The organism is Acanthopleuribacter pedis, from assembly GCF_017377855.1.
Lineage (GTDB): Bacteria > Acidobacteriota > Holophagae > Acanthopleuribacterales > Acanthopleuribacteraceae > Acanthopleuribacter > Acanthopleuribacter pedis.
In genome coordinates this window covers 219,579-239,073 of record NZ_JAFREP010000010.1, presented here as the reverse complement: position 1 = coordinate 239,073, position 19,495 = coordinate 219,579, and the positions used below count along the sequence as shown (strand labels likewise).

General features: G+C 57.5%; 11 protein-coding genes. 6 read left to right on the top strand and 5 right to left on the bottom strand.

The features are described 5' to 3' along the window. Positions 1–66 precede the first annotated feature (66 nt). The 3 genes from J3U88_RS12850 to yghU form a co-directional block, all read right to left on the bottom strand. The gene (locus J3U88_RS12850) at positions 67–570 is read right to left on the bottom strand and encodes a hypothetical protein (RefSeq protein WP_207859171.1); all 504 of its coding nucleotides are present in this window, start codon (positions 568–570) and stop codon (positions 67–69) included. Between the two features lie 254 nt (positions 571–824). Continuing rightward, positions 825–2,585: a SpoIIE family protein phosphatase gene (locus J3U88_RS12845; protein WP_207859170.1), complete on the bottom strand. Its 1,761-nt coding sequence runs from the start codon at positions 2,583–2,585 to the stop codon at positions 825–827. Positions 2,586–3,052: 467 nt separating this feature from the next. Continuing rightward, positions 3,053–3,910, bottom strand: a complete 858-nt coding sequence (gene yghU / locus J3U88_RS12840; RefSeq protein ID WP_207859169.1) for a glutathione-dependent disulfide-bond oxidoreductase — start codon at positions 3,908–3,910, stop codon at positions 3,053–3,055. A 639-nt stretch (positions 3,911–4,549) separates the two neighbouring features. On the opposite strand from yghU, the gene J3U88_RS12835 reads away from it, so the two are divergent. After that, entirely contained in the window at positions 4,550–5,824 is a 1,275-nt protein-coding gene (locus J3U88_RS12835; RefSeq protein ID WP_207859168.1) for an FAD-dependent oxidoreductase, read from the top strand. 312 nt (positions 5,825–6,136) lie between these two features. Here the strand turns inward: J3U88_RS12835 and J3U88_RS12830 are convergent, their stop codons facing one another. After that, positions 6,137–6,451: a hypothetical protein gene (locus J3U88_RS12830; protein ID WP_207859167.1), complete on the bottom strand. Its 315-nt coding sequence runs from the start codon at positions 6,449–6,451 to the stop codon at positions 6,137–6,139. 827 nt (positions 6,452–7,278) lie between these two features. Here J3U88_RS12830 and J3U88_RS12825 point away from each other — a divergent pair. The 5 genes from J3U88_RS12825 to J3U88_RS12805 all read left to right on the top strand — a co-directional run bounded on the left by J3U88_RS12825 (position 7,279) and on the right by J3U88_RS12805 (position 16,188). Beyond that, positions 7,279–11,217, top strand: a complete 3,939-nt coding sequence (locus J3U88_RS12825; protein ID WP_207859166.1) for an AMP-binding protein — start codon at positions 7,279–7,281, stop codon at positions 11,215–11,217. Between the two features lie 721 nt (positions 11,218–11,938). Then, positions 11,939–12,502: a hypothetical protein gene (locus J3U88_RS12820; RefSeq protein ID WP_207859165.1), complete on the top strand. Its 564-nt coding sequence runs from the start codon at positions 11,939–11,941 to the stop codon at positions 12,500–12,502. 19 nt (positions 12,503–12,521) lie between these two features. Next, entirely contained in the window at positions 12,522–14,216 is a 1,695-nt protein-coding gene (locus J3U88_RS12815; protein WP_207859164.1) for an OmpA family protein, read from the top strand. Between the two features lie 7 nt (positions 14,217–14,223). Then, positions 14,224–14,718 (top strand): Rab family GTPase, encoded by a 495-nt coding sequence (locus tag J3U88_RS12810; RefSeq protein WP_207859163.1) that lies wholly within the window; start codon positions 14,224–14,226, stop codon positions 14,716–14,718. A gap of 3 nt (positions 14,719–14,721) precedes the next feature. Continuing rightward, complete coding sequence (locus tag J3U88_RS12805) at positions 14,722–16,188, top strand: sensor histidine kinase (protein WP_207859162.1); 1,467 nt, start codon at positions 14,722–14,724, stop codon at positions 16,186–16,188. An 87-nt stretch (positions 16,189–16,275) separates the two neighbouring features. Here J3U88_RS12805 and J3U88_RS12800 read toward each other — a convergent pair whose 3' ends face one another. Further along, positions 16,276–19,047, bottom strand: a complete 2,772-nt coding sequence (locus J3U88_RS12800; RefSeq protein WP_207859161.1) for a lipoxygenase family protein — start codon at positions 19,045–19,047, stop codon at positions 16,276–16,278. Positions 19,048–19,495: the final 448 nt, after the last annotated feature.

Sequence of the window (19,495 nt, the reverse complement as noted above, 5' to 3'; positions counted from 1 at the left end):
CTCACGCCGCCCGGCCCCTGGCAAGCCAGTGGTTCCCGCGGGTGCGTTTGTTTCCGAGGTGGTCCCTTATGAGGGGGCGCACCATGCCTGGACGACCTTTTTTTGCCATGCGTTTTCGCCGTGGGTTTCACCGGATGTGTCGCTAATACGCCCGTCAAGAACCAGTTGGCGGCTGTTCCAATCGATGGTGACGGTTAAGTCGGGTGCGTACTGGACAGGTGGCGAGGGTTGTTGGGGCGCGGTAAATTTGAAGGTGGCAAGGGTTTGGCGCTGACTCAAGTGTTCCGTGGTGACCGAAAGATTTTTGCCGAGCGTCAGGGTGATGGTCGCCGTCTTTTTGGTGGGATCGATGTCCCAAGAAAGCAACGCGTCGGCGTTGCCGCCCAACAGTTGCAACTCACCGCGAAGGGTGCCCGGCCCGCGGTTCTGGTTGTAGCCCCAGGACCACTCCATGTTCATGAACCCGTAGGTGACCTTGGCCGAGTTGTTCTGAAAATTCCATTTCCAGGAGGAAAAGGGGAGGTTGATCGAACCCTGTTTGGGGGTATTTTTATTGCCGTACCACATCATCGGAAGCTCCTTCAAACGGGATGGAACAAGGCTTGATTTTTGAATAGCTGGATACTTCAGTATAGTATCTCACCGTGTGGGTTGCCACCTAAAAGCGGCGAGCTCGGGATTTACCAAACGCCGCGAAAGTGGATGATTTACGGGGTGGTTGTTGCCTGGTTTTTTCTTGGATCGCGGGTTTGTATTTTTTCTCAATGGGTCATGGAAATGCCGACAACCCATTGAGAAAAAAACGGATGAATCGCCCGAACGGGTCATAGGCGCACACCCACGACCGTGATGTCGTCTCGCTGTGGCAGTCGTTTTTGGAATTGTTTCAAGGCTTCTTCAAGCGCGGCATGCTGAGCCTCGGTGCTTAACCCGTGAATGTGTTCCAACAGCGCGCGAAATGATTTCAGACCCAATTTGCGGTAATCTTCCGCGCCGGCTTGGTCCGGGAAACCGTCGGTGAAGAGGTAAAAGGCGTCGCCTTCCATGTAGGGAATGATTTGTTCGGAAAAAGCGCGACGGCGGTTGCGTCGGCCGCCGATGGAGGTGCGGTTGCCTTGGTAGATGGTGATGGTTCCTTTGCCACACCCTTCGATGAAATAAAGCGGGCGTTTTGCGCCGCTGAAGTGGATTTTCTGGTGGCGGCGGTCAATCATGCACAGGCCCAACTCCATGTCGTCGCGAAGGGGTTTTTCCGCACCCTGGGTAAGTGCCCTGCAAAACTCGGAACGCAATCGCGAGAGGATTTGGGCCGGGGTCAGGTCGGCTTCGGTGGTCACGATTTTGTTCAGCAAGGTAATGCCGATCATCGAAATGAGTGCGCCCGGAACACCGTGCCCCGTGCAATCCACCACCGCCAAATAATCGCGATCACCGTGATGGTGAATCCAATAAAAATCACCCGAAACCAGATGCTTGGGTTGGTAAAAGACCAGCGCGCCGGGAAAGCGCTCCGCGAAATGGTCTTTTTTGGGCAGTTGTTTTCCTTGAATGACGCGCGCGTACTCAAGGCTGCTGGTGATCTGCTGGTTGTGTTGTTCCAGGGCTTTCATGATTTGCGCTTTTCCCAGTGCGCTCGTCATGTGGGTGCGGAAGCGGGCCAACTTCTCCACATCGTCTTCATCAAAGGCACGTGCTTCGCCCACGCCCAACAACAGCACCCCTTGAACACGGCCCTCGTGTTGGACCATCGCGGCCAGCAGACTGGTAACGGGGGGAAACGCCACCGCGGCCGTGGTTTCCCGGCTGGGTTCCGCAAAAAGGGTGATCTTCGGTTTGACCGCCTTGCCCCGTTCGAAAAATGTTTTTAACGCCGTGTGGGAGATGGGCGGTTTGTGCCCGGCACCGTGTTTGTCTGTTGGCAGGAACGGTAAAAAGGCGTCCCAGTCATGGTTGTGGTGAAGAAATACGGCGTGGTCGATGCGCGGGAACAGCACACGCGCTTGCTCTAACAGCGTGGTGAGCAGGTTTTCGAAATTAAAACGTTGGTTGATGGTGCGCACGATGTTGTCGAGCGATTCCAGCTCGGTGTTGCGCTCCTGAAGTTGGGCCGTGCGTTCTTCGACCATCTGTTCCAGTTCGGCGCTGTACTTTTCCAGCATGCGGTTTTTTTCATGGAGATCTTGAACCAAGAAATAGGCTTCAATCCCTTTTTCAATGGTGAGCAGTAAGTCTTCTTCTTCCCAGGGTTTGACAATGTAGCGGTACAGATCGGCGTTGTTAATGACATTGATGGCCGACTCCAAACTGGCCTGGCCGGTGAGCAGGATTTTTTTGATGTGCGGCTGTTCCTTATGGATCGCCGTTAATAATTCGTCGCCGGACATGTTTGGCATGATTTGGTCGCACAGAATCATTACCGGGATAAACCCGTCTTCTTCAAGTTCCTCTAGGAGTTCAAGGGCTTCATCGCCGCTTTCCACAAATTCGAGGTTGTAGGCGTCACCGAAACGGCGCCGAAGCTGCGTGGACAGGACATTTAAAACGCTTTGTTCATCGTCGACACAAATGATCGTGTGTTTTTTCATAAAAAGGTCTTTTGCAGCTTTGTTTCGAAAAAGTTGAACCAAGGAATTCGGATCAAAGCGGCGCATCACTCGTTTCCGTTACTTAGCGGAGGAGGTGAAAAACGAAACGTTTAACCGGCTTGCGTCGCGTTGTTCGGTAATCCGGCCTGGCGGCGGTTCTGCTCTTTCTGCTTGAACGCGGATTTTTCGGTGCTTGTGGAGTCCATCGACCAGTCTCCCATATTTATTAAGTTTGGCGGCGCATTTCGAAAAAGTTCCGTTCCCGTCCGTGGTCGTTTCAGTGAAAGAATAGGCAGAAGTTATCCTTGCTGACGATTGGCCCATGTGGCTTCCGTGGGACGGGTGCTGAATGGGGCGGGTGTCGCCGCGCGCATGGTTTTTTGTAAAAAATGAAAGCACCTGGTATGACCAAAAAATAAAAAGGGCACCCGCGGGCGTTTCCGCCCTGGTGGGCGCCCTGCCGTGGGTTAATCGGCGGTGTTCAGCCCGTCGAAGTCGCCGGCGTCGTGACGCTCGCGCAGTTGTTCGTTTTCCTCACCCCAGGAGCGGTTGACCAGGCGACCGCGCCGTACCGCGGGGCGTTCCCAGATTTCCTTCGCCCAGCGTTGCACGTGTTCGTAGCTCGCGAGGTCGAGAAACTCGGCCGCGTTGCCGTAGATCGTGCCTTGGGTCATCACGCCGTACCACGGCCAGGTTGCCATGTCGGCAATCGTGTAGGTGTCGCCGCCCAGGAAGCGGTTTTGGGCCAGTTCGCGGTCGAGCACATCAAACTGGCGTTTGGCTTCCATGGAGAAACGGTTGATCGCGTATTCAAATTTTTCGGGGGCGTAGTGGTAGAAGTGGCCGAAGCCGCCGCCCAGGTACGGGGCCGAACCCTGTAACCAGAACAGCCAGTTCATGACCTCGGTGCGGTGGGCGACGTCCTTGGGGAGGAAGTGCCCGAACTTTTCGGCGAGGTAGAGCAGAATGGAGCCGGACTCGAAGACGCGCACGCCGTTGGTGGTGTCCAACAGGGCCGGGATTTTCGAGTTGGGGTTGAGGGCGACAAAGCCGGAGGAAAACTGATCGCCCTCGCCGATGTTGATCAGGTAGGCGTCGTATTCGGCATCGCTGACACCCAGCGCCAGGAGCTCTTCCAGCATGATGGTGACCTTGACCCCGTTGGGTGTGGCCAGGGAGTGAAGTTGCAGCGGATGTTTGCCGCGCGGCAGGTCTTTTTCGTGGGTGGCACCCGCGATGGGGCGATTGAGCTTGGCGACGTCGGCGCCTGCTTTCTTTTCCCATACCCAGACCTTGGGTGGGGTGTAACCGGAAGCTTGGGTCATTTTGGTAACTCCTTGAAATAGGGTCGTTCCATGTGAATGTCATACGCAACAGCATAACACCCTGTTGCTATTCCCGGCGGGGTCAAGGTTTGTGAAAAAGGGGAGCGGGTGTGGCTGTTGTCCCGGGTGGGCATGAACCGTTGCGCTTGCTGTTAGCAAGGGTTGTTGTCGCGAATGTCGCCGACCAAATCGCGAAACCAGGGTTCCTTCATGGCGGGTTCGCGGGTGAGGGCCAGGTTAGCGCGAAGGTGGGTTCACCGGCGTCATGAATCGAGGGCGTGAACTTGGGAACGTCGCTCAATCGTTCATCGGTTTAATCGGCCCCTTGTGAGGTCTTGGTCAATGGCTTGATCCCAGTCCGAAAGTGTGATTGACTGAGCGCGCCCCTCCGTGTTTCCAACTCTTCAACCTAAGAAACGCGGTAACTCGCGGTGATTTTCGCTAAACCTCTGGGCTGCAACGGCCTGAAAAAATGCTCATCGCACCCAACGGGTGCGCCTCCGCTTTTGTCAAACCATTTCGCTCCAGATCTTTAGCGAAAATCCCTCGCTCCAGCGCTTCTTAGGTTTTAAGCCGACCGGCAACGGAACAACCGCCGCCGGCCGCGGCATCCATCCACTCCATTGAAACGAGGTTCCCGTGGCAAAAGAGAAACTGGTCCTTATTGGTAACGGCAATGCCGGTATGAAAGCGCTGCACGCGTTGTTTGACATCGCGCCCGAACAGTACGACATTCGCGTCTTCGGTGCCGAACCCCATCTTCCTTACGACCGCAACACCTTGTCTTCCGTATTGGCCGACGAGAAACAGGTCGACGATCTCCATCTCTACCAGCCCGAATGGTATGCCTCACACGGGATCCAAATGCACCTGGGCACCGAAATTACTCAGATTGATCGCGAACAACGCAAAGTGCACACCAAAACCGGTGAGGTGTTTGATTACGACCGGTTACTGATCGGTACCGGCTCCAAATCCAACGTGCTCCCGCTTCCCGGCAAAGATTTGCGCGGGGTGATGACCTTCCGGCAGATTGAAGACGTGAACAACCTGTTGGCCCGCGCCCAGGTGGCCCATCACGCGGTGGTGCTCGGCGGCGGCTTGCAAAGTCTCGAAATCGCCTGCGGCCTGCGGCGTCGCGGTTTGGATGTGACCGTGGTGTATCGGGGCGATACCCTGATGGAGGATCAACTCGACGCCGAGGGCGGGGTGATGTTGCAGCGCACCATGGAAGGACTCGGCATCAACTTCCTCGGTTCGGCCGAGGCGGTTTCACTCAACGACGACGGCCGCGGCAATGTGAACGGTGTGTCTCTCGATTACGGCCGCACCGTGGGTGCCGACCTGGTGGTGATGGCCGTCGGCATTCAGCCCAACATCGGCATTGCCCAAGCCTGCGGGCTTAAATGTGAACAGGGCGTGGTGGTCGACGACCGCCTGGTCACCTCCGACGACCATATATACGCCATTGGTGAATGCGCTCAGTATCCCAACCAAGGGGTCGGCCACATTGCGCCCATTATGGAAATCGCCCGGCTCTGGGCCCAGCACATGGCTGGTTCCGGCTGCGAACAGAAGCCGGTTTTGGCCGCCGCCCACGGTGAAACCCACTCCGAGCTGGGGGACATGGATCTGTATGCGATTGGGCACACCCACGATAATGAGGAAGTGACGCCGCTGGTCAGTCGCGACAGCGTGATGAACATATATAAAAAGTTGATGGTGCGCGACGGTTTCTTGGTGGGTGCCATCCTGTTGGGTGATACGACCGATGCAGACTGGTACCGGCATTTGGTGCGCGGCCACATCGATGTCTCGGCGATTATGGATAAATTACCGGGCGGTCAACAAGCTCTGCGCGATGCGGGTTTCGATGAATCCTCGCCTTATTTTCCCACCGCCGCGGTGAGTTAGGGCGTTTCGCCCACTCGGAATGGACGTGTCAATAAAAACAGGGTCACGCCGTGGAAGGACGGCGTGACCCTGTTTTTATGGACCGAATCGGTCAATCGCGTTCCCACTCTTTACCCTAAGAAGCGCTGACGCGGTGATTTTAGCTAAACCTCTGGGCTACAACGGCCCGTAAAAATGCTCACCGCACCCCGCGGGTGCGCGTCGTGCGCGACCCCGGCCCGCTTTTCCCAGACCATTTCGCTCCAGACCTTTAGCCAAAATCCCTCGCTCTTATCGCGCCTCTTAGGTTTAAGTACGAAAGAAATGCGAACCTTAAGCGCGGGCCGCCCCGTCTTTGACATCATGCTCGACGGGGACCTCGGCTTGGACGCGGATGCGGGCTTCTTCCGCGTGGGAGAGGATCAGCATCAAACCGCGGAACAAGGTGGCGGTCAGGAAAATGAAGATCAGTAAGGGGTTGAGTGTCTTTAAACTGTAGAAAGTCCAAATCAGGTCGCTACAAAAGCCGATCACCAAATAACCGCGGGTGGCTTCGTCCAAAGAACGACCTTTGAACAAGGGCGCGGCTTGGGGGAGGATGGTGGCTGCGCCGATTAATCCGGCAAATACGATAAGCATTTCAATCATAAGGGACCTTTCCTATTGTTCGCGGGTGCGGTGGTGACGCGGGGTCAAGTGGTTGAAGGACATGACGGCTTTATCGGTACGCCGCTTTTGATAGATGCATCATATTTTGAAAATGTGGTGGAAATGTGGAGTCGCAAATTTTCGGGGGCCGGTCGTGATCCTGATTGCCGATAAGTTGTGCTGGATCACACTATTTGCTTTGGGTCGGTCCGGTTGGATGCGCGAAGCCATGCCGCGAAAACACGGCAATTCCTGTTTGCGGCCATTGATAAGCCGGCAAAACCTGATCACAGTACCGGTACATCTTGTTTATTTTCATCCTTCTAACCCGGCGGAATTTTGGGAGGGGTGGTCGCGGGTTATCTTTGCTTGAAGCGGGTGTTTGGTGAGATTTAAGCCTGTAAATATGTGTAAATCGAGAAAATTTGGCGGATATTTCTGTTTTGTTAACTTGTGATACATATCACGGCGAAAAGTTAACTCATTTAAATCTAATTATTTGTTGTGATTGTGTGACGCCGCTGGGCGGAATTTTTGGGGACAATAGCGCACTTTTTGTTGGGCGGCGAAAATTTGAAAGTTTTCGGTTGCAATCATAGAGAACTCATCTTAAACTAGCTCCATTACATGACATATCTTTGATCTCTGCGTTTTATTACACCATTGCTTCATGGGGTCACATTTACCTGTTGGTTTGATTTTCACATCAGCCAGCCTTATTGAGTCCTGTCCTCGGGGGAAGGACGCCAATCCCGGCTTCTCTCTATTGGTGCGAAGCCCATTTCCGAATCTCGATTGTATGTGCTGCTGTGTCGAGGAGGTCGCGAATGGTGGCAGAGCTGTGGACGGAAACGTCCGCTGATGCAGGTGTGTGTTCCGATTGGTGGCGCGGTCGTTTGGCCCTGGTGCCCAATGGTTTTGACCCGGCCCGATTCATTCCGCGCGGGCGGCCGGGCTGTCGCGATTACCTTGGTCGCGGTGTGGCTTCCTGCCAGGGTGAAGTCCCGCTGCTTCAGCGCTTTTCCCGGTACGTTGCGAGTTTGGCCTTGTTGTGGTCCCGTCACAGCGGTTGCGCCGTGGTCGTGGTGCAAACCCCACCGCTGCAACAATCCCTTGCCGCGGCATGTGGTGTTTGCGCCGCTGAACCGGTGGTGCTCGTGCTTGAGATCGACAGCACCCTCACGGCCGTTGATTTTCTCGAATCCATTCAAACCCAAATTGAGACCGCCTACGGGCACAGCAACCGCGGCTTGGCCGCCCTGCTTCAAAAAGAAACCGGGCTGACGCCGCCGCGTTTGACGCCGCTCCTGGTGGTTTGTCCGCAACTCCATGGTGATCCGCGCATCGAACCCAATCTTTTGATTCAAATCGATCTCGACCACGACGACAGCATCGCGTACCACGCCAATTTACTCCAGGCCGATTACGACCTGAAGAGGCTCCACACCTATTGGTTGGCGGTGTACCGCGATCTCGTGGATGCGCATGTGCCGCCGGCCGGGCACCTCGCCCGTGCCGGCGCCGAACCGACCTGGCTGGGGTCTACCGACCCCGAAACGGCGTGCGACGATATTCGCCAGGATGGGTTGTTTACCTGGTTCCTTGATTTGGATGACCTTACCCAAGAACAACCCGGTGCACCCGCCTGTGCGCTGGACCCCAAGATCACAACCTATGCCGCCCTCAACGACGACGTCAAACGCCTCTCTTCCTACCTCCAATGTGAACTGGGTTTGGTGCCTGCCGACCCGGTTTTGATTTACATGAATCGTTCCCCCGAGGCCTTGGCCGCGATGTTGGCGGTGATTCACGCCGGCGGGGTGGTGATCCCCCTCGATCCCGCCCAGAACCAGGCGCGTGTCGCGGATGTTTTGGCCGAGGCCAAGCCGCGCTATGCGATGACCCTTGCCGGCGACGCCCTCGACCTGCGCGGTTTTCACGGCCACTACGTCCTGATGGATGTGGTGCTGCCGGAATTGCCCGAGGTGTTGACCAACGTTTTTCCCATCCTGCCCCAAGAACAGGCCGCCTTTGTGTTCTACGGCGCCGGCGAAAGTGATTACCCGCAAGGCGCGGTACTCAGTCGTGGTGCGCTTTACCAATATGTTCAATGGGCGAATGAACGGTATCGCCTCAAGGATGAAGCCTGTTCCTTTGCTTGGATCCATTCCTTTGCGACCCCTGCCGGTTTGACCGCCGTTTTCTGTACCTTGCTGCAGGGCGGCCAGTTAACCATCTTTCCCGAACATGTCACCGAAGCCGAGATGCCGGCCCAACTCCGCGGCGGGTTCTGTCCCGTGAATGCGATCAAGTTGAATCGTTGTCGTTTGGATTTGTTGCATCAACTCGAGCCGGAACCCACGCCCCTGCGGGTGGTGGTCCTCGACGCGGGCGAGGTGACCACGGCGGATGCCGCGCTCCTGCGCCGCTTTGCGCCCGACGCTCGCTACCTGCGCGAATACGGTTGTTGTGAAAGCGGCTTGGCCTTCGCCGCCTGTGACCTTGACGAGACCTCATCCGAGGGCGAGGGTTTGCCGCTTGGGCGACCGCTCCCCGGTAAACGGGTAACCATTGTCAATCAACTGGGTTTGCCGTGTCCGCAAGGTGTGGCCGGCGAAATTTGGGTGGCCGGGCACCAACTCGGCGCCGCCTATTTGGCGCGACCCGAATTAAGCAATGCCGCGTTTCACTTGGACGCGGTCGGCACACCCGTGTACCGATCCCGTGAGTGGGGTTATTGGCTGGAGGATGGTCAAGTGGTGCGTTTAGGAATGATGGGCCGACAATTTCAAATGGGGGATTTCCGCGTGCAACCGGGAGAAATCGAACGGGTTCTGGCTGACTTAGAAGGGGTGGAAGAAGCCCTGGTGGTGGTGCGGCAAATCTCCTCCCGCGAACCGCAAATGACCGCCTACGTGTTGGGTTACCATCTGGACGAAGCCGTTTTGTTCGACCAATTGGCGGAACGCTTGCCCGCGTTTCTCATTCCCAACTACATCGTTCCCATGGTGGCTTGGCCGCTGAATGCCAATGGGACCATTAGTTACGCCGATTTGCCCGAGCCGGAAATCAGTCATTCCGACCAGTACAGTCGCGCGTTTGCGCCGCAGACCTACCGTGAGGCCTTGCTGGCGGGTTTGTTCGCCAAGGCACTGGGTTTGCCCGAGGTCGGTGTGACCGACGACTTCTTCCAACTGGGCGGCGACGATCACGCCGCCATGGATTTGCTCAAAACCGCGCGCGCCCTCGACTTTTACTTCTCCTATTCCGATTTGATGCGCAGCCCCCGTGTACGCGCGTTGGCCAAGGTCCCGGACCGGGTCGGCGAGGATGTGGCGCAACAAACCGTCCACGGCGCACTGGCCTTGTTGCCGTCCCACGTGCGGTTCTTCGCGGCCAATCCCCAGGAGCCGGATGAAAATGTGGAAACCATGGTTTTGGAAGTACCCGAAGGGATTGACGCGCGCCCGCTGGAGTTGGCCGTCGAACGCTTGCTGACCATGCACGATGCCTTGCGGGCCCGTTTTGTCGGCGAGGGCGCGTCGCGTCGGGCCGAAATCATGCCGCCCGCGGAAACGCCCGCGTTCTCCGTGGAGAACCTGCACCGCTACGATGAGGATCGCCAAGAAACCCGTTTTGAAACCATCCACGAACAGGTTGCGGGCGGATTGTGCCTGGACTGGGGTTTGTTGTTCCATGTCTGCCTGTGCCGGATGGGCGGCGGCCTGTCCGACCGCTTGATTTTGGTGGTTCACCAGTTGGTCGTTGACGATGTTTCTTGGCGGGTGTTACTCAGCGATTTGGGTGAGTTGTACCGCTGTTTTTCTGCCAACCGCGATCCCTATCCCTTGGCCAAAACCGATTCACTGCGGGCTTGGTCGGCCGCGTTGCGTCAGGAGCTGCAAGAAGGGTCCTCCTTGTCGGAAAGCCGCCGTTGGTTGGAAGACAGCATGGCCGTGGAACCCGTGTTTTCGCCGCTTGAGGAACCCTACGAAATCGGCTACCGCGACGACCATCAACTGGTACTGGCCTTAGATCGGCCCACCAGTCAAACCTTGCTCATCGCCGGTCGCCGGGTTTTGGGGCAACGGCTTTATACGTTGCTCCTCGGCGGTTTGGCTTGTGCGCTGCGCGATTTTTCCGGGGGCGAGGCCGTGACCGTCCAGTTGGAGGGGCAGGGGCGCCGGGTGAACATTGGCGATTTGGATGTATCGCGCACGGTCGGTCACCTGACCAGTCATTTCCCCTTTTGTTTGGTGATGCCCCCCAAGGCCGATGAATTGGAAGTGTTGGCGTTAACCGGGCGGAACCTGCAAACCGTTGAACACGAAGGTTTGGGATACGACATGGTGCGTTACCTGGGTGAAGACGCGCCTGGTTCCGCGCTGTTCCAGCAATTACCGGAGGCCGAAATCGCCTTTTCCTACAGCGGGGTGATTGACGAGCAGCCTGTGCCGGGTTGGATGACCATGGAGCACCGCAAGTGGACCGAGGAGAACCTGCGTCGCCCGCTGATGATCGAAGGGTTCTTGCGCGAGGGTGTGTTGCAGTTCCAATTTGAGTGGGTACCGTCACGGTTGGAAGAAACGACCGTGATTAATTTGGCGATGTCCTTCCTCAAATACTTGGGCCGGCTGGGCGAAATTATTGGCGAGCGTGCCCAACCCAATACCCAAAAAAGTCCCAATTTCATGGCGGTCTCGGATCCGCACACCACCGCGGAGTTTTTCGCCGGCGGGATGAGCGACGAGGATTCGCCGATGTGACCCCTTTCGCCCGCGAGGATGCGTCGTCGCGGGCGAATTGGGTGAGGACAACAACCGAAGGGGGCCGACCCACCAGCATCGTGGTTAAGGCGAAAGCGGCCCCCGTCCGCGGTTTCCATCAAAGCGGAATTATTGAGAAATCGTCGGCTTAAAAGCGAAGGGTTGGCTTGGTATCCGTTATTTCTCAGGATCTTCGGATGGTTAGAGGATGGGCGGTAGGCAGGGAGCCGGTCCACGCGGAGGTAGCGCCTTGGATGGATGGGAAGCGTTGATGCACCTGTGCAGGATCAAGCTGAGTAGCGCCTTGTTGGAGTGCTTGGTTGTATTGGGCAATGTGGTGACAGGCATGCGTAAATGTATGCATTTATATAGGTTGTAGGGTGAGGTTGATGAGCATGTGGTGTTCAAGAAACGGAGTGACGGGCTTATCCGCATGCGTGTTCCCCCGTACAAGGGAAATCCTGCACCTCGCGATCCGCTAAACAGCGTGTGGGTCTATCCGCAAAACGCGGCGGGAGTGGTTGCCGGGACCGCCTCTTATCGATCCCATGTGCTTTCGTTTTGTAGTAGGGCGCCTTTCCCGGTATGCGGTTTCATCCTGGCTTCCCGGTCATCGATATGGCCAATACGATTTGGGGCGGATCTGCATTTTACGAGCGCTTAAGATTTTCGGTTTGGGGGCGATACGCTTAACAAACCACTACAACTTTTGGGGTGCTCCATGTCTGATCAGGATCAACCGCCGGCCGAGGGGAACATGGTGCCCGGTGGCAACTTAGACCAAATCCGGGACATTCTCTTTGGTGCCCAAACCAAGGAATTTGAACGCCGCTTTAGCGGACTTGAGAGTGCCGTGCAGACCGAACTGCGGCAAATGCGCGACGATCTCAAGAACCAAACCGACATGCTCGAGACCTTCTTTAAGGGCGAACTCAAGGAAGTGTCCGGCAAGCTTCGTAAGGAGCAGAGCAAAAGGGAAGGTGATACCGAGCGTTTGGAAACACGCCTCGCCGATCAGAAACGGGCCGTCGACCAGAAGGTCAACGCCCTGGAAGAACAGTTCGAGGAGCAGGTTGGCGAGTTACGCGAGAATTTACTGCACCAGGGACAACAACTCTCGGAATCCTTGCAAAAAGGCTTGGATGCCCTGCGTGAGGATGTTGAAGAACGGATGAGTCGGTTGGGGGCGTCCAAGGCGGACCGTCTGGCGCTTGCCGGCTTGTTTAGCGAGATGTCCATGCGCCTCAAAAATGAACTGGATCTCTCCAATCTGACCGAATCCTAATTCGGCATCGGCGGGTAGCATGGGTGATGCCGAGGAAAAGGAGGCGCTTGAGCGGCTGAGGCGCCTGTTGCTGAGCCCCGAGCAGGCGCGTCTGACCGAACTGGACGCCGATCTGAGCGAGCCGGCGCGGCTAGCCGCCCATTTGCGGAAAGCCCTGCCGCTTGCCGTCAAACAAAGCGCCGGCGCCGAGTCTCGGCTCGGCCAAGCGCTGGCGCCGATTCTTGAGGAAGTCATCCAAACCACCATTCGGCGCAACCCGCGCCTGATGGCCGAAATTCTGTACCCCGTGATCGGCCGCACGGTGCGCAAGGCGGTCTGGGAGGCATGGTCGCAATTGATCCAAACCGTGAACGGCGCCTTGGAAACGCGGATTTCGTTCAAAAGTCTGAAGTGGCGCTGGATCGCCTGGCGCACCGGCCGCACCTTTGCCGAGATTGTGTTGGCGCAAACCTTCGTGTACCGGGTGGACCAGGTGTTGCTGATTCATCGGGAGTCCGGGCTGTTGTTGGGTCATGAAACACGCGCGACCGAGGTCGCCAAGGACAAAGAACTGGTGTCGGCGATGCTTACCGCGATTCAGGATTTTGTGCGCGATTCATTTGATATTGCTGAGGAAACACCGCTCGGCGCCCTGGAAGTGGGTGGCCTCAAGGTCTGGATTGAGCAGGGACCCAAGGCTTATCTGGCCGCGGTCATCCGCGGCAATCCGCCCGCGGAACTGCACGCGGTGCTGCGCGATACCTTGGAACAGGTTCATTTCGAATTTGAGCCCGTTTTGCAGGATTACCGCGGTGAATCAGAAGATTTCGCCACGGTCGGTCAGTTCCTGTTGGGGGCCATGCGTTACGAACGCCAGGTGGGTGAAGAGGGAAGCGGGCCTTGGTATGCGTTGGCCTTGGGTTTGGTGCCTTTGTTTTTGGTGAGCTGGTTTGGGTTTTACAGCTTTCAAACGCGGCATCGCTTGGCCGTGATCCAAGGTGTATTGGACGCCACGCCCGGGTACCACATCGTGGCGGTTCGCGACCGCGGCAATTACCTGAAGTTGGAGGGCTTTCGCGATCCGTTGGCATCGCCCCCGGGCGTGGTGCTCGGGCCGCTTGCCGACCGATACCAATGGTTGGAGGCGGAACTCACCCCGTATATCGCGCTGCATCCGAGCCTGGTGCTGAAACGGGCGCGGCGGAGTTTGGCGCCGCCGTTGTCGGTTCGTTTAACCCTCAACCGACAGGGCCGCTTGAGCGCGGCCGGCGGCGCGGATGCCGCGTGGCTGGCGCGTTTCGAAGCGGGCGCCCCGCTGCTGGCGGGTGTGACCGCCGTTGACGCACGCGACGTGGTGGTCTTGAAAACCCGGAGCGAGTTGTTGGTCGCGGAGCTCACCGCTTGGGAACTCCGCTTTGAGGTGGATCAAGCCGAATTATCCGAGGAACAAACGGCCGAGATCGCGATGGTGGCCGCAAAGGTTGCGGAATTGAATAGCATCTCCCGCGCGCAAAATGAGATACTTGTGGTCGAAATCCAAGGATTTACAGATGCTTCGGGCAGCCGAACGCACAACCAAGAACTGGCGTTGCGACGGGCTGAGTCGGTGCGCGCCGCTTTTGTAACGCGCGGCATTCCCCCGGATGTTTTCCGGGTAAAAGGGTTCATCAATGCGGTCGCCGGCGGGGACCGAGACCGTCGTATCCTGTTAGCCATTCAGTTCCAACAACCTTGAGGGCCGTATGCTTCAAAAGAAAGTATGTTTATTGGGGAGCTTTTCTGTCGGGAAAACGAGCCTGATCGCCCAATTTGTCCACGGCATTTTTGGGGAAAAATACCTGACCACCATCGGGGTGAAAATCGACAAGCGGCGGGTGACGACTGAGAAAGGGGAGACCACCCTGGTGATTTGGGACCTCAATGGTCAGGACGACTTGCAAAAGGTTCGCCTCGCCAATTTACGCGGCAGTTCCGGGTTTCTATTTGTAGTCGACGGCACGCGTCCCGCGACCTTGAATGTGGTGTTGGAACTCGACGCCCTGGTCCAACGCGAAATGGGGGCGCTGCCGCGCTTGTTGCTGCTCAACAAATGTGATTTACAAGATGAATGGCTGCTCGAGGCGTCGCGCGTGGAAGAACTCCGCGCCGCCGGTTGGCACGTCAAAAGAACCAGCGCCAAAACGGGCGAACAGGTTGCCGAGGCCTTTGGCGCGTTGGCCGAGATGATGGTGAGGTGACCCATGCGCGTTGATGAGCCTTCCGAGAATCAGGGGATGATCGTCCTGCAGCAACAAATGGCGTTGTTCGACACCTGGGTTTGCGAGGTGACCGACCAAGATGCCTTGGTGTGGGACGCCGATGTGGCCCCGGCTTGGTGCGCGCGCCACCTACAACCCTCGCCCGGCACGACCGCCGACCTGATCCAGTTGTTACCCTACCTCGAATATTTTTTAACCGATGCCGCCGCATTTTGGAACGGTGCGGAAGGCGCCACCTGTCAGTCCGGCGCTTTTGTGGCGACGGATGGGCACGACCGCGCCAACGAATGGTTGTTACAGGCGACGGCCACGCGGCTGGGAAGGCGCCGCTTGTTGTATATCGGGCCTTATCGCGCGGGGACCGAGGAACACCGCGAGGTGATGCAGAAGTCGCGGGAATTAATGCTTGCGCACGAAGCGTTGCAACAGAAAGAGGCGGAACTCAGCTTGAGCGAAGCGCGTTTGCGCGGCATCTTGAAGGTTTTGCCGGACCAAGTCTTCGTGTTGCGTATGGACGGAGAAGTGTTGGCCCACGCGGGCGGACCGGACCAAGCGGATCTTACCGGCCTGGTGATTGATACGGTTGTCCCCGAGTTGGAATTTATCGGGGACACGCTCAAGCTCTGTTTGGCGGAAGGCAGCATTCACACCTTGACCTTTGAGCGTTGGATTGGTTCGGCGGCGCATTACTACGAGGCGCGTTTTGCGCCGATGAGCGTGGATCAAGTGCTGATGGTGGTGCGCGATTGTACCCGCGCCAAAACCATCGAACGGGTCAAAGAGGAATTTTTGGCCATTGCCTGTAACGAGTTGCGTGCGCCGATTTCCGGGATCGTCGGGGTTTTGGAAATGGCGCGGGAAGAAGGGCTTAGCGAGGAGAGCGCCCATTGGGTGGGTTTGGGCTTGGAAAGTGCCAATCGGGGTTTGAACCTGATTCACCGGTTGTTGGATCTCAAACGCATCGAAAGCGGCGCGCAGAAGTTTTCGCGGCATCGCATTGCCGCCGACAAGTTGGTGATGGAGGGTTTGGCCCAGTGTTGTGCCGTTGCGGAAAAGGCGGGACGCGTCATCAAGCGCGGGGTTTTCGAGAGCGGCTTGATGGTGCTGGCCGATCCCGACGCGGTGCGCCAGGTGCTGGTGATGCTTGTGACCAATGCGCTGAAGTTCACCCCGGAGGACGAACCCATCGTGGTGGAAACCCGTCGGTGGGAGGGATTCGCCCGCGTTTCCATCTGTGATCGGGGACCGGGTGTGCGCAAAAAAGATCAAGCACGCCTGTTTGAAAAGTTTGCGCAATTGGAAGACGGCCGTTCCCGCGAGGAGGGCGCGGGTTTGGGGCTGAGTATCGCGCGGGCTATTGTCGAACGCCACCAGGGCCGCATCGGCGTAGAAGCCGACCCGGACAAAGCACCGGGCTCCACCTTTTGGTTTGCGTTCCCGCTGTTGTGACATGCTGCGCAACCGCGGAGGATGAACCCCAATCTGAGGACCGCGGTGTCGGAATAGGGATCCCAACACCGCGGCGAAGAAAGCTCCTTAAATATTGATTCGCGACCGGAAGGCGTCGATGCTGTAATTCACCGCTTGGAAGGCTTCCGCCTCGTCTTCCAGCATGCGGATCAAACGCGCGGGGATGTCGCCGTCCTCATTGCGGGTGACGAACCCGTGGCGCACCGAAACCAAGCTGTGGGTGACCAACAGTTGCCGTGACGCATCGATGCCGTCGTAGTGCAGGGCCAGCCGCGCATAGTCGATCTCGCCGCCGAAGTTGACCTGGTTGTCGTTGCGCCAGCAATGCCAGAGCGTGGCGTGGAAGATGACATACACGCAGAGCTGTTTGAGGTTGTCCCAATCGGCTTCCGTGGGATTGGCCGCTGTGTTGGTGACCTGGCTCAGCGCTTTGCCGTTGTCGCCAGGGTCGCTGATCTCGCCGTCGTCGTACCAGGACTCGCCGTCCGGGAGCGGCGTCGCGCGGTAGGCCACGCCGCGCGCCACCAAGTTTTGCGAGAAGTGGTAGATCTCGTCCCAGTTGGCGGCAATCGCCGAGGCATTTTCGGCAAAAAAGTCCGCCACGTAGTCGTCCAAAAGGTCCCACCAGAGTTCGCCGACCGCACCGTAGCGGTGGAACTTACCCAAGGACGCCCGTGGTTTCCAACCCTTCCAGTTACAGGCGCCCAGGTCGTCTTCCATGTACTTGATCACCGAATCCGCGACCAGGGGTGACTGTTGGGCCAGGATGCCGGTTTTGCCGAAAATTATGCCGTTGCCTTTGTCGTTAATCGCGGTAACCCCTTTGAGGTGGGGGTGCAGTAAGGTGTAGATAGGGCTGTGTTGGATATTTCGGTAGAAGGCAATCGCGTACTGACCCACGTTCAAGTGCCCGCGACCCAAGTGCCCCAGTGCCTGGCCTTGAATAAATTCGGCGATGCGGAAATAGGCCTTGGCTGTTTCCCAATGGTCGTCGCCAGGTTTGGAAAGCACCGCCGGGGCAAACGAAAGTGCCTCGGGTTGAATTGCTTCTTTGTGGCGTAGCCGGTATTCAATGCTGAGTGGGACCAGGCCGTCCGGTCGGGCTTCCATGGTCAAGTGCACGTTGGGTGCGGTGCGTTTTCCGTCGAATTCGTAATCGTCGAAGTTGTAACGCACGTGGAGCAAACCATCGCCGTCGCGGCTGAAAAAAGCCGGGTTAAACCCGTTGAGAACCGCGTAGGCGAAGAAGTGATCGCCGCGGGAACCGCCCGGGGTTTCTTCCTCGAGACGTTCCGTTAAGTTTTTACCTAGGGCGCTGTCGTAATCCTGTTGCACTTGTGGGACGGGTGTGTCCTCGGCGTGGTCTGCCTGGATCAGCGCCAATTTGGCGGAAGCCATCATTAAAGCGTTTAATTGGGCGGGGACAAACGGCTGGGGTGAAGCGATCAGGTCATTGCGCAAAATTTGCGGCAGGGTGCTATTTACCTGATATTCCCAATAGGGGAAGGCGACAAACCCAAAATCGTAGTTGGGCGGGGCCGGCTGCTGGTGGACCGCGGCGGGATGGTCACTGGTATCGTTGCGGATCACTTTGATAAAGATCGGCGGGCGATCAGACCACATTGGATCGCTAAAGTTCACGGCGTGTTTGAAGCGACCGCTTTGGTTGGTGCGGGTCGTGGCCATCAGGCGTGGGGTCACCGGATCGGCGCGCCAAATTTCGATCAGGGTATCGCGGAGCGGGGTTTGGTCCAGGTGGAACACCATCCCGGTGACGGCGTTGTTGAGGTTGGCCAAACCCGCGGGCAACGGACGCCCCTGGCGAACAGCGGCGGAGAAGTCGTAAACAAGCGAACGCAGGTGGTTTATCGAGGCTGTTTCAAACGGGGTGCGGGCGAGGATCAGGCCAAGCGCCTCGGGGGCGTTGCCGACATTAAAGGCGATCGATGCGTCCTCGGCGGGTGAAAGCATTTGGTTGAGGCTGATGGTGCCGACTTCGAGGAACGGCGCTTCCGCCTCGGTCCAATCAACCGTGCAATCGCGGGCGATTTCGTTGTAAATTTCGTCCTCGCTTTCGGGTTTGAGCTGGACTTCCATCAGGTAGCTAACCCCGCCGTTGGTGACTTGCTCTGTGAATTCGGCGCGCAGGTAATCCTTGGGGCGGGTATCGCTTGTGGGGCGATCCACATAATCCTTGGGCAGGGTGATTTCCTCAATGGGAATTTCGCCGCTGTCGCAGGAGCCGTCGGCGTTGCGGAAGCGGTAGCGCATGTGGTAGCGCTTGCCGTCATGGTCGATGAACCGGGTGGTGGTTTCGGAGTAGTAGTAAACCTTGGTGAAGGAATCGGGGTTTTTGACGATTTTGTGGAAGATTGGCAGGATCTTGGGAAATTCGGCCACCAGCGCGGCGCGGGTTTCCATATCGCCGGCGACCCAGCGGCCGAAATCCACCGCGTTGTTCATAAAGAAGCGGGAACCGGTGCTGGAAAGTACATCGAGGACCGTGGGTTGGAGATCGAGATCTTCGCTGTCGGCATCGCCTTCGAACAGGCGCAGGGACAGGCCGCGACCGTCGCGAATCGCATCGTCGTCAAAACCTTTGATCGAGGCATGGCGCACCACGACGGGGAAGGTCCGTCCCGGGGTAAACACCGCGTGGGCGGGCAGGTTGTCGCCGCTAACGGTGAAGGTACCGCGCGCGGTGACACCGACGGTATGGGTGGCGCGCCCCTTTTTGTGTTGGGCAAGCATGCGAAAAGCACTGGCGATAGTGTAGATTAACCCGCCAAAAAGCGGGTCAACATTTAGGCGAGGGTCATTGGCCCGCGCGGATGACATGGGGGTTCCTCCTGGCTGCCCGCGGGGCGGGCGCAAAGCATGGTAGCGAAAGTCCGAAACCACCGACGTGGCGGGTAAGGAACCACGGCGGGTGAGAGAAGGCTGATCGTTGAAAAGCTGGTTGCGAAAATTCTAGCAAGAATAAGATCTCTCGAGGGAATTTACTTGGAGGCGAGGAATTTGGCGGCAGTTGGGCTGTTATTTAGGGGGAACCTATTTCTCGGCCGTCTCTTGGACCCCAATTGAATGTGATGCACCGGCCTTCGCCAGGACCCACCCGGCAAACCGGGACCGTCTCGTTGAGCACCTTACTCAGTGGGCGGCATCATTTGCCGACTGGGTTGGCGGGTATGGCGAATCTCAAAGGGCGGTGTGTAGCCGCCACCAAACCGGCCTGACTTTCCCTAGCCCGGATTTCTCACAAGGATTCGTCGCGAGAAGCTGAAAG